The sequence below is a fragment of the Anabaena sp. WA102 genome (genome assembly GCF_001277295.1).
GTDB lineage: Bacteria > Cyanobacteriota > Cyanobacteriia > Cyanobacteriales > Nostocaceae > Dolichospermum > Dolichospermum heterosporum.
On sequence record NZ_CP011456.1, the window covers coordinates 4,775,390 to 4,794,006 of the forward strand.

At 37.2% G+C, this 18,617-nt stretch carries 14 protein-coding genes; 8 read left to right on the forward strand and 6 right to left on the reverse strand.

The genetic code is table 11. The annotated features are described in order from the left end of the window. Nucleotides 1-190: 190 nt before the first annotated feature. The 4 genes from AA650_RS20975 (at nt 191) to AA650_RS20995 (ending at nt 4,179) form a co-directional block, all read left to right on the forward strand. On the forward strand, nt 191-2,113 hold the full coding sequence (locus tag AA650_RS20975) for a hypothetical protein (RefSeq protein ID WP_053540520.1): 1,923 nt from the start codon (nt 191-193) through the stop codon (nt 2,111-2,113). Between the two features lie 299 nt (nt 2,114-2,412). After that, on the forward strand, nt 2,413-2,820 hold the full coding sequence (locus tag AA650_RS20985) for a GFA family protein (RefSeq protein WP_053540522.1): 408 nt from the start codon (nt 2,413-2,415) through the stop codon (nt 2,818-2,820). 212 nt (nt 2,821-3,032) lie between these two features. Continuing rightward, nucleotides 3,033-3,434, forward strand: a complete 402-nt coding sequence (locus AA650_RS20990; protein WP_234413237.1) for a CAAD domain-containing protein — start codon at nt 3,033-3,035, stop codon at nt 3,432-3,434. A 370-nt stretch (nt 3,435-3,804) separates the two neighbouring features. Next, nucleotides 3,805-4,179, forward strand: a complete 375-nt coding sequence (locus tag AA650_RS20995) for a hypothetical protein (RefSeq protein ID WP_053540524.1) — start codon at nt 3,805-3,807, stop codon at nt 4,177-4,179. Here the strand turns inward: AA650_RS20995 and AA650_RS21000 are convergent. Further along, on the reverse strand, nt 4,176-4,658 hold the full coding sequence (locus AA650_RS21000; protein WP_442853968.1) for a Uma2 family endonuclease: 483 nt from the start codon (nt 4,656-4,658) through the stop codon (nt 4,176-4,178). The genes AA650_RS20995 and AA650_RS21000 overlap by 4 nt on opposite strands. Before the next feature lie 140 nt (nt 4,659-4,798). Here AA650_RS21000 and hemC point away from each other — a divergent pair, with 140 nt between their 5' ends. The 3 genes from hemC to AA650_RS21015 all read left to right on the forward strand — a co-directional run bounded on the left by hemC (nt 4,799) and on the right by AA650_RS21015 (nt 8,827). Then, the gene (hemC, locus tag AA650_RS21005; RefSeq protein WP_053540525.1) at nt 4,799-5,767 is read left to right on the forward strand and encodes a hydroxymethylbilane synthase; all 969 of its coding nucleotides are present in this window, start codon (nt 4,799-4,801) and stop codon (nt 5,765-5,767) included. A gap of 158 nt (nt 5,768-5,925) precedes the next feature. Further along, on the forward strand, nt 5,926-7,395 hold the full coding sequence (glgA, locus tag AA650_RS21010) for a glycogen synthase GlgA (RefSeq protein ID WP_053541366.1): 1,470 nt from the start codon (nt 5,926-5,928) through the stop codon (nt 7,393-7,395). A 910-nt stretch (nt 7,396-8,305) separates the two neighbouring features. Further along, complete coding sequence (locus AA650_RS21015) at nt 8,306-8,827, forward strand: SMI1/KNR4 family protein (protein WP_081424294.1); 522 nt, start codon at nt 8,306-8,308, stop codon at nt 8,825-8,827. Between the two features lie 80 nt (nt 8,828-8,907). Here AA650_RS21015 and AA650_RS21020 read toward each other — a convergent pair whose 3' ends face one another. Next, on the reverse strand, nt 8,908-10,026 hold the full coding sequence (locus AA650_RS21020; protein WP_027404496.1) for a CobW family GTP-binding protein: 1,119 nt from the start codon (nt 10,024-10,026) through the stop codon (nt 8,908-8,910). A gap of 553 nt (nt 10,027-10,579) precedes the next feature. Here AA650_RS21020 and cysS point away from each other — a divergent pair. Further along, entirely contained in the window at nt 10,580-12,043 is a 1,464-nt protein-coding gene (gene cysS / locus AA650_RS21025) for a cysteine--tRNA ligase (RefSeq protein ID WP_053540526.1), read from the forward strand. A 349-nt stretch (nt 12,044-12,392) separates the two neighbouring features. Here the strand turns inward: cysS and AA650_RS21030 are convergent, their stop codons facing one another. The 4 genes from AA650_RS21030 to AA650_RS21045 form a co-directional block, all read right to left on the reverse strand. Next, nucleotides 12,393-12,980 (reverse strand): hypothetical protein, encoded by a 588-nt coding sequence (locus AA650_RS21030; RefSeq protein WP_053540527.1) that lies wholly within the window; start codon nt 12,978-12,980, stop codon nt 12,393-12,395. Next, complete coding sequence (locus tag AA650_RS21035) at nt 12,980-14,221, reverse strand: glycoside hydrolase family 10 protein (protein WP_053540528.1); 1,242 nt, start codon at nt 14,219-14,221, stop codon at nt 12,980-12,982. Before AA650_RS21035 ends, AA650_RS21030 begins: the two co-directional genes overlap by 1 nt. A 259-nt stretch (nt 14,222-14,480) precedes the next feature. After that, nucleotides 14,481-14,852 (reverse strand): response regulator, encoded by a 372-nt coding sequence (locus tag AA650_RS21040; protein WP_039203660.1) that lies wholly within the window; start codon nt 14,850-14,852, stop codon nt 14,481-14,483. 105 nt (nt 14,853-14,957) lie between these two features. Further along, nucleotides 14,958-18,593: a GAF domain-containing protein gene (locus tag AA650_RS21045; protein ID WP_053540529.1), complete on the reverse strand. Its 3,636-nt coding sequence runs from the start codon at nt 18,591-18,593 to the stop codon at nt 14,958-14,960. Nucleotides 18,594-18,617 lie beyond the last annotated feature (24 nt).

An 18,617-nucleotide genomic window follows, 5' to 3' on the forward strand; every position in this document is an offset into this window, starting at 1 on the left:
GATTGTCTAATTTATAATCTAGCTGTATAAAAAAATAGAAGTCTAAATCAATACCCTAGACTGTGTTCTTCGTGACAAATTTAACCTTCTGCTAGAAACTGATTGTATAAGATGTAAAACTAGGATTTGCATCCCATCCCCAATACCTTCGATAATCAAAACTATATAGAAAGAGTGGCGGTAACGCTTTATGAAAGCAACAGTTCAACAAGACGATCTCAAAGTTTTAGGCGATATCTTACAAGAAAGATTAGTTGCCCAAGTGCTTGATAGTAAAGATTTCCAGGTAAAATGCGCTGTCCAAAATGATGAATTGATGATTTTAACTCAACACCCTGCTGAGGTCACTGTTAATACACAGCAAGTTTTTGAGGTGTTAGAACAAGCACTACAATGGCAATTTAGCTACCAAACCCAACGGGTAAGATTTTTCTTGAGAATTTCTGGAGAAAAGCGCCCCTATACTCAACACTTCCTAGATTTTCAGATACCCAGTGAAGATACAGATAGGGAAACTGAATATGGTTTTCAGATCCCTAGTGGAGATGCAGATAGGGAAACTGAATATGGTTTTCAGATCCCTAGTGGAGATGCAGATAGGGAAACGGTGGAAATAGGACATGAGAGAGACACTCTCTTCCTCAATTCTGATCTGCAAACACCATCACCTCCATTTACAGAAACGGAACAAGAACCCATTGCTGATTCATTTTTCTCTAATTCCGCAGAATCTTTTTCAGACTATTCACTGCCAGACTCAAATTTATCTGCGGATGAATCTGAGACAATGGAGGATATTGAAGAAAATTTTGATCCCTTTGCGAATATTCCCGATCAACCCAAAAAAAGACAGTTATCATTATCACTTCCTCCCTTACTGGTTATAATTGGTACGGCTGTAGTAATTGCTATTCTTTCCGGTGGTGGTATTTTCGTTCTCCATCGTGGTTGTGTAATTTCTGAATGTAAAGAATTGCAAACAGCCCAGCAATTTAAAAATGAGTATCAGCAACAGATCAAACGTACCAAATCAGAAAGAGACTTATTAACAGTGCAACAACAACTAGATGGGGTAGTTGCCGATTTGCAAAATATTCCTCAGTGGTCTCCCCGTTATCAAGACTCTCAGCTATTAGTTAATAGTTTTTCTGAACAGTCAACGAAAATCAACCAGGTGCTAAAAGCCTTACAAATGGCATCTTCAGCCCAAAAAGCAACTCAACCCCCTGCTAAGAGTTTAGATGAGTTACGTAATAGACAAAAGTTGTGGAGACAGGCAATCACTTCATTAGAGATAATTAAGCCTAGTAATGAACTCTATGGATTGGTAAAAACTAATTTACCAAGTTATCAAAATACTTTAAAAAGTGTTAATGATCAGTTGCTCAAAGAAGAAACCTGGTTACAGAAAATCGCCAATGCCACAACTCTCGCAGAAGCCGCTACTAAACGTCAAATCACGGCTAAATCTGCTCCTGAATGGCAAAAGGTAGAATCTGATTTCCAGACAGCAATTAGTACCCTCAAAATTATTCCTATAGGTAGTTTAGGATCTGAGGATGCCCGCAAGCTGTTGGCAGAATACCAACCAAAAATTATTGTAGCCCGCGATCGCGCCAAAAAAGAACAGTTAGCAGCCACATCCTATCAACAAGCTATTAAAGCCGCTAGTCAAGCCAAAAGCTATGGTAATCAAAATCAATGGCAAAGTGCGGTTAAGTCTTGGGAACAGGCTGTAGAAAGTGCTAAACAGGTGGGTCAAGATACTTTCTATTTCAATCAAGCTAAACCCCTGATTGAAACCTATGCAGCATCTCTGAAACAGGCACAAGAACAATTCCAAATCTATGGTGATTTAACTCAAACCCGTGTTGAACTCAAAAGCACTTGTACAAATACCATTAGAATTTGTACTTTTAGTATTGAGAATCAGAAAATTAGTGTCCGCTTAACTCCTGAGTATGACCGATTATTTCAAGCCAATAATCCACAAATACAAAGTCATTTCCAAAGCTTGAAAGATGCTCTCAAAGCCATTAGTCAAAATGCCCAACTTCCTGTATTCATCTATAATTCCCAAGGACAGGAAAGGTATATGTGGCAACCAGGGTAGGGAGTGGGGGAGTGGGGGAGTGGGGGAGTGGGGGGAGTAGGGGAGTAGGGGGAGTGGGGGGAGTGGGGGGAGTGGGGGGAGTAGGGGGAGTGGGGGAGTCTCTGACTAGGAATGCAGTTGATGAGGCTCTGCCTCTAATATCATTGAAGGCAGAGCCTTCTAGAATTCATTCCCAGTCAGAGACTGGGAACGAGATGAAAATTAGTTCCCTCCCCAAAGCATCGGGGAGGGTTAGGGAGGGGTAAAAAATATTTGATACATCAACCTCACAATTCGCGTTAATCAACTGGAGAAACTTAATGTTAAGTAAAGATCAATCTGTTACTTATGAAGGTGGTTGTCACTGTGGTGCGGTGCGGTTTCGGGTAGTAGTTAATAGTCACAAAGTTGATGATTGTAATTGTTCAATTTGTTCCAAAAAAGGATTTTTACATTTGATTGTTGACCAAAACCAGTTTACTTTGCTACAAGGGGAAGATGTTTTAAAAACTTACAAATTTAATACAGGAGTCGCACAACATAAGTTTTGCGGAGTTTGTGGAATTCATTCCTTTTATATTCCCCGTAGTCACCCTGATTGTATTGATGTTAATGTGCGGTGTTTAGATGGAAATGTGCTGAGAAATTTTGAAATTTTACCTTTTGATGGTGCAAATTGGGAGGAAAATATTCATAAATTAAAGGCAGGTGATAGCAATTTTATGTGAAGCTGCACAAAATCATAATCATCCGTATTTATCCGCGTTTATCTGCGTTTATCTGCGGTCAATTATTCTTAACATCTTATTCTAGCCAGCTTCATCTTAATTTAGTATCAAATAAATTTGTTTTTTAATAATTGGAATTTAGCCTCTAACCTGCTATATTTTAATCACGTTAATTCATTTTTCAAAAATGTTGTAATTCCTAAAGGATAACTATGATGGAAACTCAAGCACAGCAACCAGAACAGGGAAATTATTCTCCACCACAAAGTTTACCAGAATTACCTGCTGCTAAGGAATCTGCATCTCAATGGCAACAAATTATTAGAAAAATTGTTGAATTTTTAAACCGACTGCCAGATGATTTAGGCAGTTTTTTTAACAACAATAAACAGGGTTTAATCACTGTAGCCTTAATTTTATCAGCTTTTGTCACAGTTAAGGTAGCGATCGCATTACTAGATGCTGTTAATGATTTACCGTTGCTACAACCGATTTTAGAGTTGATTGGCTTGTTTTATTCTATCTGGTTTAGTTTCCGTTATCTCCTCAAATATGAGACTCGGCAAGAATTAGCTCAGAAATTTAACACCTTCAAACAACAATCTCTAGGATAAAGATTTTTGGTATTGCTGAATTGAGGTATGAAAATCAAAAATTCCCTTTCTGAAACTCTTAATCTTTGCGCCTTTGCGCCTTTGCGTGAGACTAATTCATACTTTCATTCACCAACGCCAGATTTTTTTTGGGGATATTAAAATGTAGGTTAGCTATAGACTAGCCTACATTTTTATTTTGGATTTGACTATGTAAAATCTATCTATAGATAGATAATTTTTATCAAAATATTTTTGGCAATTATTCCCAAAGACAGTAGGTTTATTTGTTAGAAAATTCTAATCTGGTTTGTGTAATGCTGAAAAAAGGCTGATTGTGTCAGTAACCCAGCCCTAAAGACGCTGATTTTCCCACTTACCGCGAGGTTTTATGAATGAAAAGATTAGCGCAGATACCTATGATCGGGGCATAATCCCCGCAGAAACAGCAGCACGAATGAAAAGAGAGGGAGCAAGTTATAAACACCTGCCAACTGAAGAGGATCTTGCCAGTGTGTCTACTGATGACCAAACCAATGTTTACAGTATTCGGACAACGGACGGTTATACTGTGGACAAAGAAGGGTTGTTGAATAATTATCCAGTTGAACCGGAAATGTATTATGAAGTTCCTGGTGATGCGCGGGAGGTAGCAGAACAAGAAAAAGCCGAACGGATACAGGAATTGCGAGAAGTAAATGAAGATAAAACAGGTCTATTAACAGAGAATTTTGATAAGCGAGGTAGAGGCCCAGGAATAATCTAATTTACCATTTCTTTGATTTTCTCCCGAAAGGCTATGGCGGCATCTAGAGGTTCATCTGCTACTACGTATTGCGCCGAAATTGACAAATCTAAGTTTGGCAATAATTCACTTTTTTTAACCAATTCATAATTTTCACCGCGCAGATGATAAACGGCAAATTGATTGTTTTGAAAAAACCAAACTTCCGTTACACCTAATCTTTTGTAAACTTCTAATTTATCAATTCCCCCACTGGTGACTACAACTTCAATGGCAAAATCAGGAACTTCTTTTTCTATGCCTAGACAGTAGGATTCATCTGGTTCTACTCCTCCTCTTTTCGCTTGTTTACGGAAGGTTGTAGAACCAAGGGGAAAATAGCGAATGCGTTTTTCTTGAAAGTAAATTTCCAGCAAAGATCCAATAATCGTTTTACGAATTTCATTATATTTTAATTTCCATAATTTCCAGATCCCCGACTTCTTTGAGAAGTCGGGGATCTATTTCAAGAATTGTAAATAAATGTAAAGTTACTGGCACAGAAAATCTTCACAGAATTATCCCGATTTAATCCAGTAAGTCACTCCCTGCGGTAGTCTAGATAAATGTTAATTTATCGCCTGGTTTGACAAATAGTTTTATGACTTCAGTTTCTAGTTCTGCACGCACTATTCGTATTGGTTCACGTAAAAGCCAACTAGCTTTAGTTCAAACATACTGGGTACAAGCGGAACTCCAGAAAAGCTTTCCCGATATTACTTTTGAAGTCCATACCATGTCTACCCAAGGGGACAAAATCCTGGATGTAGCCTTGGCTAAAATTGGCGATAAAGGACTATTTACTAAGGAACTGGAATTGGGCATGATCAATAAAGATATTGATTTTGCTGTGCATTCTCTCAAGGATCTACCGACTAATTTACCAGAAGGGTTGACCCTAGCAGCAATTACAGAACGGGAAAACCCCGCAGATGCGGTGGTGCTGCATAAAAAGTATCAAGGCGAAAAACTGGAGACTTTACCAGCGGGTGCGGTAATTGGGACTTCTTCTTTGCGAAGATTGGCACAGTTACGCCATAAGTTTCCTCATTTTACGTTTAAGGATGTGCGGGGAAATTTGATCACACGCATGGATAAATTGGATGCTGGTGAGTATGATGCTTTAATTTTAGCGGTTGCTGGTTTAGAAAGATTGGAAATGAGCGATCGCATCCATCAAATTCTTACCCCCGAAATCTCCCTCCATGCTGTTGGACAAGGTGCTTTAGGGATAGAATGCCGTGCAGATGACACTGAGGTAATTGGCTTACTGAAAGCTATTGAACACCAGCAAACACGCGATCGCTGTCTAGCAGAAAGATCATTTCTACGAGTTTTAGAAGGCGGTTGTCAAGTTCCCATTGGTGTAAATACAGAAATTAATGGTGATCAATTAACATTAAAAGGTCTGGTTGCCAGTGTTGATGGTCAACAAATAGTTAAAGATACCGTCACCGGTGCGGCTGCTGATGCTGAAAAATTAGGCGCACAACTAGCTGGCATTCTCAGAGAAAAAGGCGCTACAGAAATCCTAGAAAAAATCTTTACCGAGATTCAACGAGGATCATAAGGTGATAGGTTACAGGTGACAGGTGACAGGTGACAGGTGACAGGTGACAGGTGACAGCCAAGAGAAGAGAGTTTAATTACCAATTACCAATTACCAATTACCAATTACCAATCACCAATTACCAATTACCAATTACCAATTACCAATTACCAATTACCATGAAAATTTTATTTGTAGCGGCAGAAGCTGCTCCCATTGCCAAAGTTGGCGGCATGGGGGATGTTGTCGGCGCATTACCCAAAGTTTTGAGAGCAATGGGTCATGATGTGCGGATTTTTATGCCTTACTATGGCTTTGTTCCTGACAAAATGACAGTTCCCAAAGAACCCATTTGGAAAGGTTCAGCCATGTTCCAGGAGTTTGCGGTTTACGAAGGTGTACTGCCCGGTACTGATGTTCCTCTGTATTTATTTGAACATCCAGCTTTTCTGCCTCGGCGGGTTTATGGTGGAGAAGATGAAGATTGGAGATTTACCTTATTTTCCAATGGTGCGGCGGAATTTTGCTGGAATTACTGGAAACCGGAAATTGTCCATTGTCATGATTGGCACACAGGAATGTTACCAGTTTGGTTGAATCAATCTCCAGATATTACTACTGTATTCACCATTCACAACCTCGCTTATCAGGGTCCTTGGCGGTGGTATTTAGAGAAAATTACCTGGTGTCCCTGGTATATGCAAGGACACAATACAATGGCAGCCGCTGTCCAGTTTGCCAATAAAGTAAATACAGTGTCTCCCACCTATGCCGAACAAATCAAAACACCTGCCTATGGTGAACAAATAGAAGGGTTATTATCTTTTGTTAGTGGCAAATTATCAGGGATAATCAACGGCATAGATACCGATATTTATGATCCAGCCAATGATAAATACATTGCTCAACCCTTTACCATAGATACTTTAGATAAACGCAAAGCTAACAAAATAGCCCTGCAAGAAGAAGTAGGTTTAGAAGTTAATTCTAATGTCTTTTTAATCGGCATGGTGACAAGGTTGGTAGAACAGAAAGGGATGGATTTAGTATTACAAATCCTTGACCGCTTCATGGCTTATACAGATGCTCAGTTTGTCCTTTTGGGAACAGGCGATCGCTATTATGAAACCCAAATGTGGCAACTCGCATCCCGTTATCCTGGACGCATGGCTACCTATCTCCTGTATAATGATGCCCTTTCTCGTCGCATTTACGCAGGTACAGATGCCTTCTTAATGCCTAGCCGCTTTGAACCCTGCGGCATCAGCCAAATGATGGCTTTGCGTTACGGTTCTGTTCCCATTGTCCGTCGTACAGGGGGATTAGTTGATACCGTCAGCCACTTTGATCCAGTCAATGAAGTGGGTACAGGTTATTGCTTTGACCGCTATGAACCTCTGGACTTATTCACCTGCATGATTCGCGCTTGGGAAGGTTTCCGTTTCAAACCCCAATGGCAAGAATTACAAAAACGGGGGATGAGTGCAAACTTCAGTTGGTATCAATCCGCTAAAGAGTACGATAAGCTTTATCGTTCTATCTATGGTTTACCAGAACCCGAAGCAATCCTAGAAGTAACGCCAGAACCAACACTAGAACTAAAACCAACACTAGAACTAAAACCAAAATCAAAATCAAAATTAGTTTAAGAGGATGTTTGAAAAGTATCAGAATTAATCGAGATCCCCCCAACCCCCCTTACAAAGGGGGGCTAAATTCCTCAAAGTCCCCCTTTTTAAGGGGGATTTAGGGGCATCTGCGGGTGTCAGATCCTACACGAAAAAGTTTTCAAACAACCTCTAAGGTGTTGTAGTAAGTTGGAATTTTAGACAATATTAATGGGGTATTTATTTGAAATGCCCCTTTTTAATCCACGATAGTATAAAATTAAAAAAAGATGGATTGGTTAGAGCGCGTCGCAGAAATTCGCAAAATTTGTAACGTGCCAGCACCAGCCCGAAATGTTGCTATTGCTAGAGTAAGTAATTGAACAAAAATATTTACAGTCATTGCGAGCGAAGCGAAGCAATCACAACCCTTGCGATTGCTTCATTTCACTTCGTTCCATATGGCTAACGCCACGCAACGCTTACGCAATGACATTGTGTAATTAGTTCTGTCTCACTACTTATTAGAGGCAATCGCCGAAAAATATTTGACACTCCCCGGTCTAAAAACGCGGGGATTCTATAGAGAGTTTCAGTCTATATCTCTCAGTTATCCCAGCTTCAGGCACTGCCTTAAATATTTGGGTTCTTGCCCTGATCCTGTTTGCCATTACTGGCAGAATCATCTCTGCTTGCGGTGAGCGAAGCCGAACTGACAAGCGTAACTTTCCGAGAGTCCCCCGGTAGGTTTTTAATGTCTTTGCTGACGATTTAATTGTATCACGAATATGAATTAAAATTTGAAATAATTTCAAATTTTTAAATTAATGTCAATGCAGGATAAAGGAAAGCCTCTAGCCTTCATCCCTTGTCTAAAGCACAGATGTAGCTGACTTAGGAAGCTACATCTTCAAGGGTTTTCGGCATTTCCCTTATAAAGGAGTCGGTAGAAATGTCAATTTGCAATTTACCCGCACGACTTAATCTTATTTTTAATGACAATCCTCTTTCCCCCTGTTCGGATTTAGAAATAATTCAACTTGAACGACAACGAGGTATTAAGCTGCCCAGCACTTACAAAGACTTTCTAAAAATGATGGGGCATGGGGCAGGTAAGTTTTTACGTGGTTCAGATTGCTTTTATCAGCATTTGCCACAAATTCAAGAATGGGCTAAACAACTTTTAGTAGAAAATGATTTTCCTCAAGCTTTACCAGAGGATGCTTTTGTATTTTTCATGCACCAGGGATATCAGTTCAGCTTTTTCAGACTTTCAGAAGGTGATAACCCACCAACTTACTCATATTGCGAAGGACAAGAACAGCCTGATTTTGTCAAAAGTCATAATCAGTTTAGTGACTTTTTATCTGTGGAAGTCAATCTTTATTTACAGTCCTTGATGCTTATAGAAGGCTCTGCCTTCAATAATATTAGAGGCAGAGCCTCATCAACTGCATTCCTAGTCAGAGACTAGGAACGAGATGTGGTAGGGATTTGAGCTTAAGTTGACACCAATGGTTGGGGGTCTAGATATGATCAGAAAACAACTAATTACTACTTGCCAAATCCCTTACCTCTAGTTACCGAAGGAAGACAAATACAGTTTTCTAACTGCTGGAGTAAGGTTTCGGTATCTAGATTTTGACCAATTAACACTAATTGATTTTTCTTTTCACCTTTCCATTGATCATCATCAATAGTAAAGCGTTTACCGCAAAGATGGAAAATATGCCGTTGCGGACTTTCATCAAACCACATAATCCCCTTAGCACGGAAGACATTTGTGGATAATTGGTTATCTAGAAAATGTTGAAACTTTTTAATTGAAAAAGGTTTATCACTTTGGAAAGAAATAGAGAGAAAACCATCATTTTCTAAATGGTCAGAATGGTGATGATGTTCATGATCATGGTGGTCATGTCCACAGGTAGAATGATCATGATCGTCGTGATTTTCGTGTCCACAATCAGCATGATCATGGTGATCATGATCATGATGTTCTTCTGCGTGGTTATCAAAATATTTATCAGATTCAAACAACCCGACACTCAGAATCAAAGGAAGGGGAACTTGGGATTTTGTTGTGCGAATAATTCTGGAACCTTCTTTGATATTGTTAATTTTTTTCTCTAAATCCTGTAAAGTTGGTTCATCAACCAAATCAGTTTTATTGAGAATAATCACATCACCATAAGTAATTTGACTCAAAGCAGCTTCAGAATTGAATAAATCTAAGCTATAATTTGCTGCATCAACTACAGTAATAATAGAATCTAACCGAGTTAAATCTCGTAATTCTGAACCTAGAAATGTCATAGCCACAGGTAAAGGATCTGCTAAACCTGTTGTTTCTACAACTAGATAATCTAGCTTTTCTTCTCTTTCTAAAACTTTGTAAACAGCATCAACTAAGTCATTATTAATGGTGCAACAAATACAGCCATTACTTAATTCAACCATATTTTCGTCAGTGGAAATAACCAATTCATTATCAATACCAATTTCGCCAAATTCATTCACTAAAACCGCAGTTTTTACACCTTGCTGATTTGTGAGAATATGGTTGAGTAAAGTGGTCTTACCGCTACCAAGAAAACCTGTAATAATGGTAACTGGTAAACCTTGCTTGGCAACTTCCATTGCGTGAGATTCGGAATTAACTGTTGTTGGCATAGTCATGAAGGGGATTTTGGTGTATTCTAAATTTTATCTTGGTTTTGTCCACTCGGCATTAGAGTAACGCTAAATTAAGATGAAGCTGCGTAGAATAATATTTCCAGAATCATTGACCGCAGATAAGGGACTTCCAAATAAAAAAATACTCAACCACCTAACGCAAAAATCTCTCAAACCCTTATTCCTCTGTGTCCTCTGCGCCTCTGTGGTTCGTTAATCAGGATAATTTATTTCTTGGAAGTCCCTAAACGCAGATAAACGCAGATAAAGCCGGATGAATTAATGGATTCTATGATTCTGTGCAGTCTCATATAAAATTGGTATTACCTCCAAGTGTTGTAGGGTGCGTCAGATATTAATAATCTGTTTATTTACAAGATTTATGCAGTCTGACGCACCCTACTACCGCAAGGCGGAAGTCCTGAACAAGATCACGAAGTTTTACTAATAAGAATTATAGCCAATTATTAGCCACTAAAATTTTCATTTACGCCATTGTCATCAACTTGGGTTATTATTGTTTATCGTCCGATTTCCGCATTACTCTATTATGACCCTATCTATTTACAATACTCTTACCCGTCGTCAAGAACAATTTACCACCGTCGAACCTGGAAAGGTTAAGATGTATTACTGCGGTGTGACGGTTTATGATTACTGCCATTTGGGTCATGCTAGAGCTTGTATTGTTTGGGATGTAGTGCGTCGTTACCTTCAGTTTATTGGTTATGATGTGCGTTATATCCAAAATTTTACTGATATTGATGATAAAATTCTTAAACGCGCACGAGAAGAAGATTCTTCGATGGAAGTTGTTGCAGAACGCTATATTCAAGCTTATTTTGAGGATATGTCCCGGTTGGGAATTAAAGAGGCTGATGAATATCCCCGCGCGACACATACAATGAATGGGATTCAAAGATTAATTCACGATTTAGAACACAAAGGTTTTGCGTATCCGTCTGCTGGTGATGTGTATTATGCTGTCCAAAGTTTTGCTGAATATGGCAAACTTTCGGGACGCAAATTGGAGGATATGCAAGCTGGTGCAAGTGAACGGGTAAATGTCGAAGATGCAGAATATCAAAAGAAGCGATACCCCTTTGATTTTGCCCTGTGGAAGGCTGCAAAACCCGGTGAACCTGCGTGGGAGTCTCCCTGGGGAAAAGGTCGTCCAGGATGGCATATTGAATGCTCGGCGATGGTGCGCGATCGCCTGGGTGATACTATAGATATTCATGCTGGTGGCGCTGACTTAATTTTCCCTCACCATGAAAACGAAATTGCTCAATCGGAAGCCGTTACCGGAAAACCTTTAGCTAATTATTGGTTACACAATGGCATGGTGAAGGTAGATGGGGAAAAAATGTCCAAATCCTTGGGTAATTTTATCACCATTCGTCAATTATTAGATCGGGGTGTAGACCCAATGGCGGTAAGATTATTTGTGATGATGGCACAATATCGCAAACCCATAGATTTTACCGATGATGCTATATTAGCCGCCACAAATGGCTGGCATACCATCAGGGAAGGATTACTTTTTGGTTATCAACATGGTAAAAAATTAGGGTGGGATGAATCTAACCTCATCCAAAATCCAAAATCCAAAATCCAAAATTCTGAGATTGAGAAATTCAAAGAAGCTGTTGATGATGATTTTAATTTCCCCGGTGGATTAGCAGTAATTTTTGAATTAGCAAAAGAATTAATTCGGGAAGGAAATATTATTGTTCATCAAGGCAAAACAGAAACTTCCGCCCATGAATTACTGGAAAAATGGCAAACTTTAATTACATTAGCAGATGTTTTAGGTTTAACGGCTAAACCAGAAACAGAAACACCTGTACAGGATGGATTAAGTGATGTGGAAATTGAGGAACTAATTCAACAAAGACAAGCAGCAAGAAAAGCCAAAAACTTTGCTGAATCTGATAGAATTCGTGATCAATTATTCACAAAAGGCATTACCTTAATAGATAGCAAAGAATGTACACGCTGGCACAAAGGATAAATCAAGAATTAGGAACTAAAAATAAGATGCGGCTTGTCCTGCCTTTGTAGAGACGTTCCATGGAACGTCTCTACATCTTTTCTGGAGATGTCTAATCAAAGTTAAATTACCCCCTTAATCCCCCCTTATAAAGGGGGGAAACCAGAAAAATTAGTTCCCTCCCCAAAGCATCGGGGAGGGTTAGTGTGGGGTAATTTGAAGAATAATGGTGATTCGATAACTTGTGTGTACACCGTAGCCTAAGAGGAGAGGGAAAAGGAATAATATTTAATACTGGACGGGCTTTGAACTTGTTCTTTGTATGATAAAAAAGTCTAGCTTCTAGCCGTTTTGAGTATATCAGCAAACCCTATAAATCTTTAATTATTTTCACCGCAGAGATTCCTGTTAATATTGCCACCAATAACCAGGTAATAGCTAATCCCACTACTTCCCCTAAAAATAAATTAGTAATTCTGTGCAAAAATAAGCCGATAGTTGAACCAATAGGCATAGCTATCATCCAACTTATAATATTGACAAATATCCATTTCCATGATGAAGGAAATGATGGGGGAATAGCTAAACACCATTGTGATATACCAATTAATAAACCACCAATACCACCAACAATAATGCCTAAAAAAATTCGCGTAGGTAGAAACGCAGAAATAGTCACAGTCCAGCCCAAAACACCAACACCTATTACTGCAATAATTATCCAAGAAAAAAGAGTAGATAGTACCCATTTTCCAGGAGAAATAGATTGTCTGAGAAGATAACTTTGGGGGATAGAAATTGTTAAACTCCCTATAGCAGCTTCTAAAACACTCATATCTGGTTTTTCACTGACTTCAATCATTAATAAACTCAATAAAAACCCCAGGAAAGTAGCAAAAACCCATTTAAAGGTAAAATTTAAAATTATATAATTAGATTTAACAGATGATAATTGCATTATATTTTCTTCAATCTTAATGGTCTAACAGCTTGAGTATCAAACATCTGGAGAAACGCCCGACGACGTTGATAAGGCGATTCGGGAGTAATATAACCCCATAAACTTTCCCAATAGAAAAAAGAGAAACCAGCAAGTTTTTGCTTGCGGACTATTTTTATTTGTTCCTTAACTTGATCAATCTCTACAGGCTTTAATAAATTTCCGGTTGAGATACCAATAGCTACAGGAATTTTCTTCATAGCCGATTTTATTGATGGTTTGGACATTTCTGTGATGAAAGAGGTTTTTTCACTTCTGTATACCTGTAAAATCAACTCATCTATTAGATCTTGTTTTACCCAATTTTCCCAATCTTGTAAATAGTATTTATAAGCAAAATATTGTGAGTTTGGAGAAAGAGATATTTTAGCATAGGGTTTAATTGCTTTTACAGATTTAGAAATACTGTCTATAAATGCAGTAATTTTATTAGCCCTCCAGCGCATCCATTCTGAATCAAAAGGATTACTTGGTGGTTTTTTTCCTCGATGTTCTTTTTGATAAAGATTTACCGTAAAAGCATCATAACCAAGCTGTACAGGCATTCCAAAATGATCATCAATTTGAATACCATCTACATTATAATTTTTGACAACTTCTAAAATTAACCCGCGAATAAAGTTCTGAACTTGAGGATGTAGAGGATTTAGCCAAGCTTGTTTATAAACCCCATTAATCATATCTTCTCGTAAGTTTTCAGATATGGATTCTACACCCTTTTGTCCAATAGTTAACCAGTCTGGATGTAGTTTAGCTAATGCAGAATCAGGAGGAGTCATTAACCCATATTCAAACCAAGGAATTATTGTCAAATCTTTACTTTTAGCTAATTTAACTACCTTGGCTAAAAAATCATTTTTACCATGAATAAAATTCAGCAAAGGTTGACTATCTGAACCTGTGATTTTTTTGGCTAAAGGACTTTTATAAAAAGTGTAACCTCGATTCCAAACTACGGGATAAATGGTATTGAAATTAAGTGCAGCTAATTGATTTATTGCCCTTTCAATACCCCAAGGGATATAAAAGACACCACTGGCAACATTAGTCAGCCAAACACCACGAATTTCTGTAGTTATAGGTAAAGAATTTGAATTTTGAGTATAATCAGGATTTGCAAAAATGGGAAATATTGTTAAACTGATGACAAATCCCAAACATAAAAAATATCCAAAAACTTGCTGAAATACAGAATTCATTTGTTAAATAAATCGAGATTGCTAATATCCATATAACTACAAAATCTAATTTTATTATGGGGATTAGATAAAGATATGGATATTTTTTAATAAAACAGTAAAAAAGACACAATATTTATGTGCCTTTAAGAATTATAAGTGATATGTGAAGAATTTTAAAGATTTTTTTAAGATGGTAAAACTGCTTCTCTTCCTCCATTGAGGATATTTGCAGCCTTGGATCTGAATTCTGGTTTGAGTAATGTTATAGAATATTATTTCATTCCAGCATCTCTGTGATTTGTTCTACCAGTGTAAAGGGTTCAAATGGTTTGCTAATTATCCCTTTAACTCCTAAACTGCGATATAGTTCTAAATCTGAATTTTGGACTTTAGCAGTCATAAAAATTACTGGTATTGCTTGGGTCTTAGGTTCACTTTGCAATAAACCAAATAAAGTTATCCCATTCATTTCTGGCATCATTACATCTAAAAGGATGACATCCGGTTTTTGTGTTTGTGCTAAACTTAAACCTTTTTTCGCACTATTAGCTATCAATACTTGCCATGATCCAAATTCTTCCAGACAAGTGGAAATAAGAAATCCCACATCATCATTATCATCTATTACTAAAATATGTTTTTCTGTCATTTTTTTATTGAACTCCAAAATAAATTATGATTAATCAATTTAAAGGTTGTTTGAAAAGCCTAAATTTATCCTTCATTGTTATCTTTTTTGCCTGTCACTTGTCAACTACTTAGGGATAGAAAAATAAAAAGTGCTACCTTCTCCTACAACACTTTCTACCCAAATTTTGCCCCCATGCTGTTTAATAATAGTATCACAAATAGCTAAACCTAAACCTGTTCCTCCTTTTTCACGGGAGTCACTAGCATCTACTTGTTGAAACTTACCAAAAATTGTTTCTATTTTATCGCTAGGAATACCCCTCCCTTGATCTTGAATTTTAAATAAATGGCTATCTGGCGTTTCTTCCACAGTGATTTTGATGGTAGTGTGAGGGGGAGAAAATTTAAAGGCATTACTGATTAAGTTAACAAGAGTTTGCAAAATTCTGTCTTCATCTATCCACAATTGCACAGAATTACCTAATATTTGTAAGGAAATATTCTCTTCTTTGGCTAATGTTTGGATAGAGTCTACAGCCTGGTGTATTAATGTCATCGCATCGCAGGATTTTTTATTCAAGACAAATTTGTTAGTTTCTAGTCGTTCTAAATCAAGAATGTCATTTAATAACCTTGTTAAACGTTCGGCATTACTAGCAGCAATATCTAATATTCTCTGCATTTTTTCTGGGTTATTTCTGATGCCACTAGTAGTTAGTAATCCTAAAGAACTACGAATAGATGTTAATGGAGTTCGTAATTCATGACTAACTATGGAAATGAACTCACTTTTCATTTTTTCCATTAATCGATTATCTGTAATATCTTCGATAGTGCCGACATATCCCACAAATTCATTAAGATCAGAAAACATGGGAACAGCAATTAGCCGACAAATCCGAACAGTTTTATCTTCATGGACAAAACGTATTTCTGTAGCGAGTTGCTGATGTGTTGATACTCCCTCATTCCACTGAGGTGAAAATACTTCTAAATCATCAAAGTGAATAAAATTGATCCAGCTTTCTCCTAATGATTGTTCTAGGGTAAAACCACAAATTTTCTGACAGCTAGGATTGTTATAGATCATTCTTCCTTGGGTATCTGTTTTAAAAATACCTACAGGTGCAAATTCATTGAGAGAACGAAATAAGTTTTCACTACGTCGCAAAGCTGTTTCAATTTTTTGACGTTCTTGTAGTTCTTGTTCTAATTGTTGGTATAGTTCTGATTGTTGAATGGCAATGCCTACTTGTGTTGCTAATTTTTGCAGGAAATCAATTTCCCAAGGTTGCCACTGTCTTGATGTCCTACATTGATTGGCAATTAATAGCCCCCATAATTTTTGTCCCTGCATAATAGGAACTGACAATTTGGCTTTGATTTGAAATTGCGCTAGTAAATCACGATCACATTCAGATAGATCGGCTGTATAAATATCTGCTATGGCTAGAAAGCCTCCTTGTGTGTATCTCCTGACGGTATTTTCCATCAAGTAAGTATTTTTAACGCCAGCATTTAACGCAGGAGTCCAAGCATCATCAACAGATTCCACCACTACATATCCACTGTAGTCTCTGTAGTCTGACTGAAAACGATAAATAAATACTCGGTCTGCTTGCATAAATTCCCGAACTTCATTTACAGCAGTGTTGAGGATTTGATCCAGATGCAAACTTTGACGAATACGTAAGGTGATCGCCATCACCAGTCTTTCCTGTTCTATTTGCCGTTGTAATGCTGCTTGAGAATTTTCTAGGTCAACAGTTCGGTTTTTAACTCTGTTTTCTAACTCTAAATTTAGTTCTTGGAGTTGAATTTCGGCAAGTTTGCGATCGCTAATTTCTACCAGAGTCCCTAAAAATCGCACAGCTTGACCTGCATCATTAAAGAAAAATTTCCCTCTACTTTCCAGCCAATGAATACTACCATCAGGGCAAAGCATCCGAAATTCTTGATAATAATCATGCTGCTCAACTAAAGCCTTATGGATAGCTAAATCTACAGATTCTCGATCTCGTGGATCAATGAGGGTTTTAAAAGCATCATAAGTATCTATAAAATGCTGTTCTAATAGCACACCCAATTGATCATGACCAATAGACCAAACTATAAGATTTTTCAGTAAATCCCAATCCCATACTCCCATTTGTGCGGCTTTTAAAGCCAGCATTAATTGCTGATTAATTTTGGCAATTTTCTCAGATTGCTGCAAAAGTAACCCCACAATTATATTTCTCAATTCTTTAGCTATGGCAATTTCGCATTGCTGCCAAGGTAACGATTTTAATTTTACTATTTCTTGCCATAAATCAAAGGATTTATGGGGAGATAGCCGCACATCACCACTGGCAGTTATTTTTACTGGTTTATTAGGATCACCTGCCCAATTAACAGTTTGAATTAATTCAGGACGAAACCAGAAAATATACTGTTTATATTTTTGAGAAATCATTACTGCTAACAAACCGCTACCGACATTTTTAAACTTTTCTGCTTGTGGATAAATTTTAGATAAACAATCTGTTTCATAAATATAATTATCTACACCTTGATTAAACATAAGATTTTCTAAAAAATTACGGATCTTCTTAACTTCCTCCAATACAGGAGTTTTGCCAATCATTGTGATATGTTCGGCATCACAAACGGCTACTCCTTCAGCAGCTACCAATTCTAAAAGTTTACTTCTATTTTGAATTAAAGTTTCTATGTAATGATCATTTTTAGTAAAATCATTCAAAAAATTAGATAAAACTTCTTTCAAAATAAGTTTGTAGTCTAAATATTCATTTTCTTCTTTGGCAGAGATTTCTAAAGACATCACCCTACCGATTAATTCGCAAGCAGTTCGCAATTTATAGCTGATATATTTAGGCGATAAATAATTATGACAGGCAATTAAACCCCATAATTTTTGTTCTCGAATTAATGAAATTGACATAGAAGCAGTCACACCCATATTTTTGAGATATTCAATGTGTATGGGAGAAACACTTCTTAAAACACTGTGACTAAGATCCAAAGGTTGATTATTGCCTAAATTATTCAGAGATATTAGTTCTACAGATTGATAATTCACATCAGGAATTAACCGCAAAGGATTAAGAGTATATAATACTCTAGCTTGTTTAGGAACATCCGAAGCTGGACAATGTAAGCCCAGAAAAGGACTTAAACTTTCTAATTTATCTTCTGCTATCACATGACCTGCACCTTCACGATCAAATTTATAGATCATTACTCTGTCAAAACCTGTCAGATTACGAATTTCTGTCACCATAATTTGCCACATTTCATCCAAATACACTAATTTTTGCATTTTGCAAATAATCGGTTGTACTAATTGGTAAAAACTCAAAAAATCATCTTTATTGTTTGCAGTAACAGCTTCTAATTCCAGAATTATGAATCCATTTGATTTATGAATAATGGCATCAAAATTTTGCTTTCTTGTTTTGGTATGAATACATAAATCCAACGGGTTAAGTTTTTCAGATATTTCTGCTAAAGATTTTTTTATTAATTGAATTTGCCTGTTATTGAATAATACTTTGAGGTTTTTACCTAAAATATCTTGAGGAGGAATACCAAGTAAATCAATAGTATTTTGACTAATTTGAATAATGTTTAATTTAGGTTCTTCTAAAACTATGAGAATACCATGCGGCTGAATTAAACTAGGAATATGTATAGGTTCTTTGTCGCAGTTATTTAAATCTATTGGTGTATTTACTGGTAGAACATTGATTTCGCTCATATATAACTCCCATGGTAAACGATA